Origin of the sequence: Loigolactobacillus bifermentans DSM 20003, assembly GCF_001434575.1 — a bacterium.
Classification (GTDB): domain Bacteria; phylum Bacillota; class Bacilli; order Lactobacillales; family Lactobacillaceae; genus Loigolactobacillus; species Loigolactobacillus bifermentans.
On record NZ_AZDA01000028.1, the window covers coordinates 1 to 9483 of the forward strand.

The following is a 9483-nucleotide window of genomic DNA, read 5'->3' on the forward strand; positions in this document are numbered from 1 at the left end:
TGGTCCAAAATTGTGCGGTATGCCGATATTAAACCTCGTATGAATAATTCGGGTAAGAATAAGTGGATTGATACAAAATAAAATTCCTGTTGAAATAATAGAAACTATCCAATAATTTATAAACTGTAATTCGAAAAAAAGACGCTCTCCTTGTTCACCATTTCTATTAACGCCAAAATTTCCAATACTTCCTTGAATAGAATTAAACAACTGAGATAAAAAGCGTTGTAGTACAGAAATAACAATTGAATAGTTTGCGTACTGACCAACTGCTGAAAGACCAACAAACATCGAAATTAATATATTATCAGATCCAGTTACAACAACACCACTAATTCTAGATAGTGAATTTCCAATAGTATTATGTATTAACTCCAATTTTATTTTTGGTGAAATAGGGTCATAATTAGAAGTGAACTCATATCTCTTGTTCACAAAAATTGATAGCAGAAAATTATACAGTAAAGAAAGCAAAATGGTAGCACTTAAATATCCGTAAATACTATGTTGAATATGAATAATTACAACCTCAACAATTAATATTATTGAATTTGCAATTGCACTCGTCCATAAAACTACGTCATTACGTTGATCAGCAACTAATAAAGATTGATTATATGCAAACAAATATGTAGATGCTGAACTCGCTAACATTAATATAAAAATAATATAAATATTCCCAACTCCAACATATTTTCCATTCGTAAAATATGTTAAAAAAGGTAATAAACAAATACCTAGAAAGAAGATCAAAAATGCAATTGATACATATATCTTCTTATACAATCTCATAAGTGAACTTATGAGATTTATATTTTTATCCGATAAAGGCTGATATAGTGCGTATGAAATAGAAACACCTATTCCCAAATCTGCCAAATTCAAAAAACTTAATATACTCGAAAAAAGTCCACTTAGTCCCATATAACTGGATCCAAAATTTTTAGCGATAAAGTATCTTAATACAAACTGAGTAGGAAGCAAGATAATAAAGTTTGCTATTGCTGCGACAGCATTACTTCTTGAATGTTCCGTTCTATTTTTCATTAGAAACGCTCCTCACCAAGACTTCCCGCGTAAAATATCTATAATCCTGATAATTTTAGGAATATATAATGTTAACGATCTTTTGAAATTTTTTAAATTTAATTTATTTTGAGATTCACTTAACCAAGAAGCAGCGTAATGGTGTACAGTAATCGTTTTTTTCGATACTTTACCGCCCCCCCAAAAATGAATCGGGGCAAAATAAGGTGTTGGGTAAATGACTGCACCAGACTTTAAAATTTGTTTTCTATTATTAAACTTCAGTCCATATTTCTTTAACACGTTTGTTACAATTGGAACCGTCATGGTTTCAAATTGATTATCGATATTAAAATTTAAATCAGTATAGATATCTAATATATCCTTTAAAATTGGATTTTCTTTTGTAGCACCAAATACTAATCCCGTAGCAACCGCACCAGTATTTTCCAATGCCCAAAAGCTACTAGAATCTATTAATTTGTCAAATGGCTTTATTGCTTCTACGTCAGTGTCTAGATAAATTCCACCATTTTTATAAATCGTATCAATTCTCATTACATCACTAGCAAAAGCCCACATTTTCTGGTCATATGCTTGAGAAACAAATTTATATGAACTAATATCAAAATTATCTTCATTAATCTCAATTATTTCATATTCTGGATTCAATCTTCTCCATGATTCAATATTACTAATTACTGACACAGGCTTATTTTTGTTACCAATCCAAACGTAGTAAATCTTCCTAGGAATCACAATTTCCCTCATCTCTTATATATTCATTAAATATTCTTTACAAAGAAAAAGCTATAACTTTGCAAAGCTAACTACTTTAAAACAGAATTTATTATCCATTCTTGTTTATTTATAATTATCGAATTTTCTGGTATATCTTTGTACACGAGACAACCCGCACCAATGACAGAATTATCTCCAATAGTAACACCTGGCAAAATTGTAACGTTAGTACCACACCAGACATTATTACCAATAATAATTTCACTTGTAGAAAAACCGCTATCTCTAATTAGTCCTTTGCGATTATAAACATGATTATGATCATAAAAATTGACATTTTTCCCAAAGATACAATCATTTCCAATTGTTATTGATTTCATACAATTGATTGAACAGGAATCATTAAAAAATCAATTATCACCTATAGTTAAATACCCAGAAGCAAACAAAAAAAAGTTTTTATAAAACAAAACATTCTTTCCAATTTTCAATTTTTTATTATATTTCAAAAAATAATATACTTTTTTCACCGCACATCTTACTCGCTTATAAATTGTTTCAAGCTTAGCAACAATCACTTAATCACACTCTCTATAATTAATATTTTACTCTTTTCTAAAACTCTAACTAATTATTTATTCTCCCAAATTTTCAAATTAAGTGTAACACTCTTGAATAAACCAGCTTATGAAACCGATTCATTAATGTAGTTTGAGTATGAATGGTAAAAAGATTCTGAAGACTTCACTGTAATCTCTAAAGTATTTACTTTTCGGTAAATGTTCACAAATTAGGACATGCTAATTTTCGTTACTCCACGTTTCCCTGTCGAGTCAGGATGGACAGAATAGATTTATGTCCCATTCACTTGATTGAGTACTGAAAATCCACTACCATTATTAAATATCCGCAGCGTATTACTTAATGATACACTGCAGTGAATTATAACAGCTTTGAGCGATAGATTGATATAACTCAAACGTTCCATTAACATCATTACGAATGGCCCATTAGCAATATTTTACTTTTAATAAAATCACCTTCCCAATCTCCAATTAGATTGAGTTTAGGACTTCTATTGGGGCACTGCTCAATAGAAGTCCCCCAATAGTTTAATGCTTTTTTTCCAGCCGATACTATCAACGCAAATGTGTTTTTCAAGGCTTTACATAGTATTAAAAGAGGATACGCAGCGTTGCAGGAACTTCATGGCAATCAAACACGATGTTTAAGATAGATAGCTTTCCCCGCTGCTGTGTTCGATATCCTAGAGTTGTTTATAATTGTTGTTCGTGTTAGATTTTGATTGAGTCAATGAGGATCTTATTTCCTTATCTATGGTTAATTAAAGTATAGGTCTCCATGACCTTTTTGCATGACTTACTTAAGGTTGCACTTCCATTTTAGATTTGGAAATGGCTTTGGGCTTGCCCTACATCTACGATTTTTTCTGATTTGGATATCTTAGAGACTATCACAATACAGGCCTTTTCATGTAATTTAATCTGGACTTTAAAATTATTCAATTAATATTAAAAGACTACATCATGCAAATTAACTAATTATGTTTAAAGCAATCTATTGTAGTCAACAAAATATTTTTAAGCTTCCATTTTTTTATTATTTTATATAAACTACATCTATATGAAATAATAATGAGCTTCTTTTTAAGAGGAAAATCGCTAGTATGAAACGCTCTTATTTTTTTATCAATAACCATAACCAAGCGCGTAGAAGTATTCGTTCTGCTCTGTTGCAAAGAATTTACCGCATATAATAAAAAAGAAAAGACAAACTGTCTAGCCAACAAACTGTTATCTAAATCTTTTAATATTACTTTACTATGGAATAATATATCTTTCGCATTACCTACTAATTTAACAGAACTATGTACTATTGACTCTTTTCTATACCGATAAAAATATGTTATTCTCGAAAAAACGACTGGTTTCTTTGATTTAGAAAACACTTTGTAAGTAGTTGCATAATCTTCAAAATTTCTTCCTTTGGGAAATTGAATATTGTTTTGTACATATAAACTTTTACACGCTATAAATGACCAGCTGTAATTATCTAATTGACGTAAAAATAATTTAGTTAATAACTTTTCAGAATTTGTATAATGAAATTCACCATTATCCGTATCTATAGTGTGATTGATTTCTGAATAACTTTCAAATAATCTATATGAAAATAACAATAAATCACATGTTTGATGAGTACTTAAAAATTCATATATTATCTTTACTGATTTAATATCTATTAAATCATCACTATCTATAAACCAGACAAACTTGCCATTAGAATTATTTAATCCAAAGTTTCTTGCATCACTTAATCCACCATTGCATTTATTTAAAAATTTATATTTAAAATTACTATGTAAATCCTTAAAATTATATCTCAATACTTTCATAGAATCATCTGTAGATCCATCATTCACAAAAACAATTTCTATATCATCGAAATTCAATTTTTTTAAGTTATCTGCAAGTTGAATAATCGTATCTTGAGTATTATAAATTGGAATTATAATTGAAAGAAGCACATCATTCATAATAATTTATTCATTCCTTACTTTAAGGCCAATGCTATTTTTTTAGCTAAACTAGGCTCTACTTTTCTGATAAATGCATACTCGCCATTCAATTCATTTACTAGGTTCTTAAAATCTTCTTCATTGAAAACGTATGGATTTCCCCTACTCCAATCAATTAGACGTGTTTTTTCAGCATTATTAAAAATAGCACTACCGTTATCAAAAAAATAATCAGGATTTAAAACAACAGTCTGTAACCACATCTCATCACTAATAAATGTATCTTTAAAAATAGCTTTGATTTTTTCAAAAGAACTCTTATTACATATCTTTTTCGCCAAGTCTTTATTTATAGAAGCCCAGTGTTCTCCTTTACCAATATGTAAACTCCCTCTGTTTCTTAATCTATCTATTCTCAAAAATGACTGAATTTTTGCATTCATTAATGCTAACTCATAAATTAATCTTCGGGGAATATTTAGTTTTTCAAAAAAATAAAAATATTTCACTCTCCATAAATATTCTGATGTATTATGTAAATCAATGAAATTGCTTTTATAATGGTTTTTAAAAAAAGTTTCAAAGTGTTGTTTATCCATAAGACACATGTCCTGTCCAGATACTATATGATAAAAATCATACTCGCCTTGAATAGCAAACTTTATTAGATCAAGGGTGACAAAGGTTAAAGATTGACCTCCCCAATATACTTTACGCCTAGGCACCAAATGAATTTTAGAATAATTAGACAAAAAAGATGGCTTAGCACTCTTTAAGTCCCAATGAATGTAAAAATCAATCGAATCACTATCTAATAAATTAATCATTGCTTGTGTTATATTAGGGTTTCCATGTCCTTCAACCAAAATAGCCTGTTTAAACAATATAACATCTCTCCCTTATATTCCATAATATGGATAGATGGTTCCAAAATTATGAATAACCATTCTATAAAACCACACAAATGCAGCCATACAAAAAAGTACTAATGCAACATATTTAAAAAAAACATATAATTTGCTATTGCTTGATTCGTATAAAATCCTCGTAACTAATATGGGTGTAAACGGAATAAAATATTGAGTTAAACGTTCAGTTATCCACCCCACTTGAATGGATTGAACAAAAACTAGAACAAAGAAAACGCTACTCAAAATGCGTGTTTCTTTGTCCATTTTATTACTATTAAAAACCGGAAGAAGAAATATTATTGATTCAATCAGAGTCATAATTAAAGTTGGAAAGTTCTTATCCACTAAATCATATGCAGCTGATGAAGTTGTTACAAAACTAGTGTAATCAGATAAAGCCCCATTATTGGCTAACGATGTTAATATATTATAAATAAATACCGATTTATAAAAAAGTATGATTACAATTATCAAAAAAACACCCAACAAATAATGGGATTTATCATACTTCTTCATTGAAAAGTAAATTATATATATTAAAACCAACCCTAATATTGCAATGATCATAGACTTATGAAATAAAAACGATATGTAAAAAAATACTGGACTAATAAAACTATTAAATTTCTTACTACTAATTAACAGAAAAAAACCTGTCATAAAAAAGCTAACTGAAACCATCTGTCTAGAAATATTAATAGCATAAAATGGAAGTGCATTTAAATAGAAAAGTAAAAAGACTACGGCATATGAATATGACTTTTTATAATAAATTATAAAAATCGGTAAAAAAGTTAATATTGAGATAAACACTTGAAATGCAGTAAATGATATCCCTAGCCTGCTAAAAAGCTGCGACAAAAACATATAGCCCTTTTCCATAGTATCAGGATACAAATTTGTATCAAAAAAAGTCTTATAAGTAAGTGTGTCCGATCCCGTACTACCTCTAAAACCAACTAAAGCAATAAAAAAGACCGAAAAAACAAAAAAAAGAAGTGAACTGCCTTTATAAGATTTTGAAACCAAAACACTCAAATTATTACCATTCGAATATATTCTCAAAAATATTTCCCCAACCGTCCAAATAAATAATGGAAATAATATACTAAAATATAAAAGCATTATCCTTCCCCCAAACTGAAATTTTTATAATATATCATTCCATTTATTGCCAATTTCACTTATCGAGAAATCCTTAATTCTTCTAAGAGAAAGAGTTGAAAGCTTTTTTCTCTGTTCAAAAGACTCAGATAATAATTTGATTCTGTTTATCATATCTGATACATTATCATTTTCAATCAAACAGCCATATTTACCTTCATTTAGAATAGTTCTTGTACCATCAATATCAAAAGCGATAATCGGCAATCCGTGACTCATCGCTTCACCAATTGTTAACGGAAATCCTTCAAATTTTGAAGTCATCAAGAACAACGAACCTTCTGCATAAAACTTATCTAGTTCAGTTCCATCAATAGCAGTTCGCCAAATAACTTTATCATTTAATTTGTTTTCGTTGATCATTTCTTTGAATTTAGTTTCATTCTCATAGGAACCACTACCTGCAATATGAATTTCCCAATCACTTGGTAATCCTTTAGCTACTTCAATAAGCCTATCTAATCCTTTGTGTACAATATCAATTCGACATACAACCGTGATAATGTGTTTTTGTAAATCACTTTGATACATCGACTTATTTGGCATGGGGTTAGATATAAATATCACATTTGAACTAGTATATTTCGAAAAACTAATTGCTTGTTTGTTTGTTAGAGTAACTAATACATTTAATTCATTCATACCCCTTATTAGCTCTTTTTTATAATTTTTATACTGTTCTTCAAAAAAAGCAATTGGCTCCATATGAACCCAGCCAATTATACGTACCGAGGGACACTTTTTACGTATTAAAGGTGCAAAAGTAATCGTTAAGTCTGTTAATACAATTGTATCCACTTTTTTTCGATCTATATATCGAATTAAATCAAAGAGTCTTAATCGCTGCAATAAGGCGTATGAGAAAACTTTTTTCGCGAGAGGAATTATTATATTATTTTTTACAGCACCTATCATGTGATTCAATTGTTTATAATCACGTGAATGTATGCTTATCGGCATAGTCGTATCTTCACTTTTCCAAATTACATTTGTCTTAGTCGAAAAGAAAGGACGATTTTTCCACATTGAAAAAATTTCAACATCATTTTCTTTCAAAAGTGAATCCGCAATACTTCCTACAACTCTTTCTCTTCCACCTAAACGCAATTCAGTAACCACAAAAATAACTTTTTTCAATTCACTCTCTCCATTTACTTCTAATCAAATTAATTACAAGAATAACAAATTTCGTTACCATAAAATTCGATTTCGTTTTAATCAAATTATTTATGATATTCCAGAAATAATTGCTAACTGGTGTTGTTCTAAACATTAGTCGAGGACTTAATGAAATTTCATCTTGAAAACAAAACAGTTTTTGAATATCCTCATTAATATCTAATGCTTTTGGTGCTTCATAAAACATCACAATTATATGTGTTATAATTTGATAATTTGTAAACATTTCAACTTCGTGCTTTAATTTTGTACTAGCCTCTAAATATTCTTCACTTGAAAATACCGGTTTCAAAACATCAATAATATCAATATGCTGTAAATATCGACCATTAGTAGAAGCAATACTTCCAGATCTTTGAACATATGCATAAAATGGCTGATCAATAACGCTCACTTTTGTTGCTCTTAAAGCACATCTCAGAACAAATCCCATATCTTCATAATATTTAGAAACTGGAAATTCAAGCTTCTCAATTAGATTTTTGGAATATACCTTATTCCAAACACTTGAATACATACCATTTACATCTGAGGTAACATGTCTTATTTTCGTATCTTTACGACTATAAAATAATTCAAATCCAAATATCAATAGCTCTGACTTTTCATGCATTATTTTTTCAATACATAATTCAATCATATCTGATTTCAAGAAAAAATCATCACTATCCATGAACATCAAAAAAGAGCCCCTAGCATTAAGTAGCCCTACATTTCTGGCAGCTGACAATCCTGAATTACGTTGTGAAAATAACCTAACTCTCGAATCAGACTTAGAAAGTTTATCATAGACAGCGTCTGAAGAATCAGTCGATCCATCATCAATTATGATAATTTCAATATTCTTATACGTTTGCTGAATAATGCTAGTCACATTTTTAAACAAATATTCAGCAGAATTATATGCTGGTACAATCACTGTAACCAATGGTTTATCGTTAGCTGAAGACATTTTTATTTATACTTCTCCTAAAATCATCCTTGTTTACCTTCATGAATCCCTTTTTGTCCCAACACATAAGCGACAGACTTAACTACAATCCAAGCGTCCATCCCCAGCGTTAAATGATCCGCATATTGAGCATCCAACTGAGACTTTTTTAAATCATCAACTTCATCACGACCGCTAATTTGAGCTAAGCCAGTAATTCCTGGTAACACATAATCACAACCAAACTTATGGCGTAATTCTAACAAGTGTGTTTCTGTGGTTAGGACTGGCCGTGGCCCAATAATGCTCATATCACCGTGTAAAACATTGATCAACTGCGGGAGCTCATCAATGCTTGTCTTACGAAGGAAGGCCCCGACACGGGTAATATAGCTAGTGGCGTCAAGATCAGCGGTTGCCATATTGTGTGGTGCTTCCGTACTCATACTACGGAACTTATAGATATCAAATGATTGCTGATTCTTAGTCGCACGTTGCTGTTTAAAAATAACCGGTCCTTTTGAATCCATTTTAATGGCAATCGCGACAATTATAAACGGAATAATCAAAATTAGTAAGGCAACGGTTGCGATACCGATATCAATGGCCCGTTTTGTATAATGTGCGTAAAAAGAACTGACCCGACTGATGCGCTGTACACTGGAGTTATTGGCTTCCATTCGTAAATTTCCCTCTTCCAACTCAACTTTTTTCATGCTTGTTAACCAAGTTTCCCCGAACCTAGTGCTAATCAAGCGATATCTGCTAAAAGTTCATAATTAATTCATAATTTGTGCATTATCAGTGGAAATTACCAGCTCCTGTAACAAATTTTATTTGAAACAGGAGATTTTTCCACTTGACAAATACCGAAACATCAAGCTTTAACCGATATTCATAAATCAGTCTTACAAATATTGAAATAGCATATGTTAATACCCGAATTATTCATACGAGGTTTAATATCGGCATACCGCACAATTTTGGACCAA

At 30.2% G+C, this 9483-nt stretch carries 9 protein-coding genes; all 9 read right to left on the reverse strand.

Annotated elements, in window-relative coordinates; genetic code table 11:
- Positions 1 to 1047 (reverse strand): lipopolysaccharide biosynthesis protein (locus FC07_RS04865; protein ID WP_420835653.1); only part of this gene is annotated, 1047 nt, incomplete at its 3' end.
- A 12-nt stretch (positions 1048 to 1059) separates the two neighbouring features.
- Entirely contained in the window at positions 1060 to 1797 is a 738-nt protein-coding gene (locus FC07_RS04870; protein WP_083483205.1) for a glycosyltransferase family 32 protein, read from the reverse strand.
- Positions 1798 to 1856: 59 nt separating this feature from the next.
- Positions 1857 to 2147: an acyltransferase gene (locus FC07_RS16385; protein WP_083483206.1), complete on the reverse strand. Its 291-nt coding sequence runs from the start codon at positions 2145 to 2147 to the stop codon at positions 1857 to 1859.
- A 1178-nt stretch (positions 2148 to 3325) separates the two neighbouring features.
- Positions 3326 to 4324, reverse strand: a complete 999-nt coding sequence (locus FC07_RS04875; RefSeq protein ID WP_057904004.1) for a glycosyltransferase family 2 protein — start codon at positions 4322 to 4324, stop codon at positions 3326 to 3328.
- Positions 4325 to 4341: 17 nt separating this feature from the next.
- On the reverse strand, positions 4342 to 5190 hold the full coding sequence (locus tag FC07_RS04880) for a beta-1,6-N-acetylglucosaminyltransferase (protein ID WP_057904005.1): 849 nt from the start codon (positions 5188 to 5190) through the stop codon (positions 4342 to 4344).
- Positions 5191 to 5205: 15 nt separating this feature from the next.
- Positions 5206 to 6342: an EpsG family protein gene (locus FC07_RS04885; protein ID WP_057904006.1), complete on the reverse strand. Its 1137-nt coding sequence runs from the start codon at positions 6340 to 6342 to the stop codon at positions 5206 to 5208.
- Positions 6343 to 6366: 24 nt separating this feature from the next.
- On the reverse strand, positions 6367 to 7518 hold the full coding sequence (locus FC07_RS04890) for a glycosyltransferase (RefSeq protein WP_057904007.1): 1152 nt from the start codon (positions 7516 to 7518) through the stop codon (positions 6367 to 6369).
- A gap of 1 nt (position 7519) precedes the next feature.
- The gene (locus FC07_RS04895) at positions 7520 to 8512 is read right to left on the reverse strand and encodes a glycosyltransferase family 2 protein (protein ID WP_057904008.1); all 993 of its coding nucleotides are present in this window, start codon (positions 8510 to 8512) and stop codon (positions 7520 to 7522) included.
- Between the two features lie 23 nt (positions 8513 to 8535).
- Positions 8536 to 9171, reverse strand: a complete 636-nt coding sequence (locus FC07_RS04900; protein WP_057904009.1) for a sugar transferase — start codon at positions 9169 to 9171, stop codon at positions 8536 to 8538.
- Positions 9172 to 9483 lie beyond the last annotated feature (312 nt).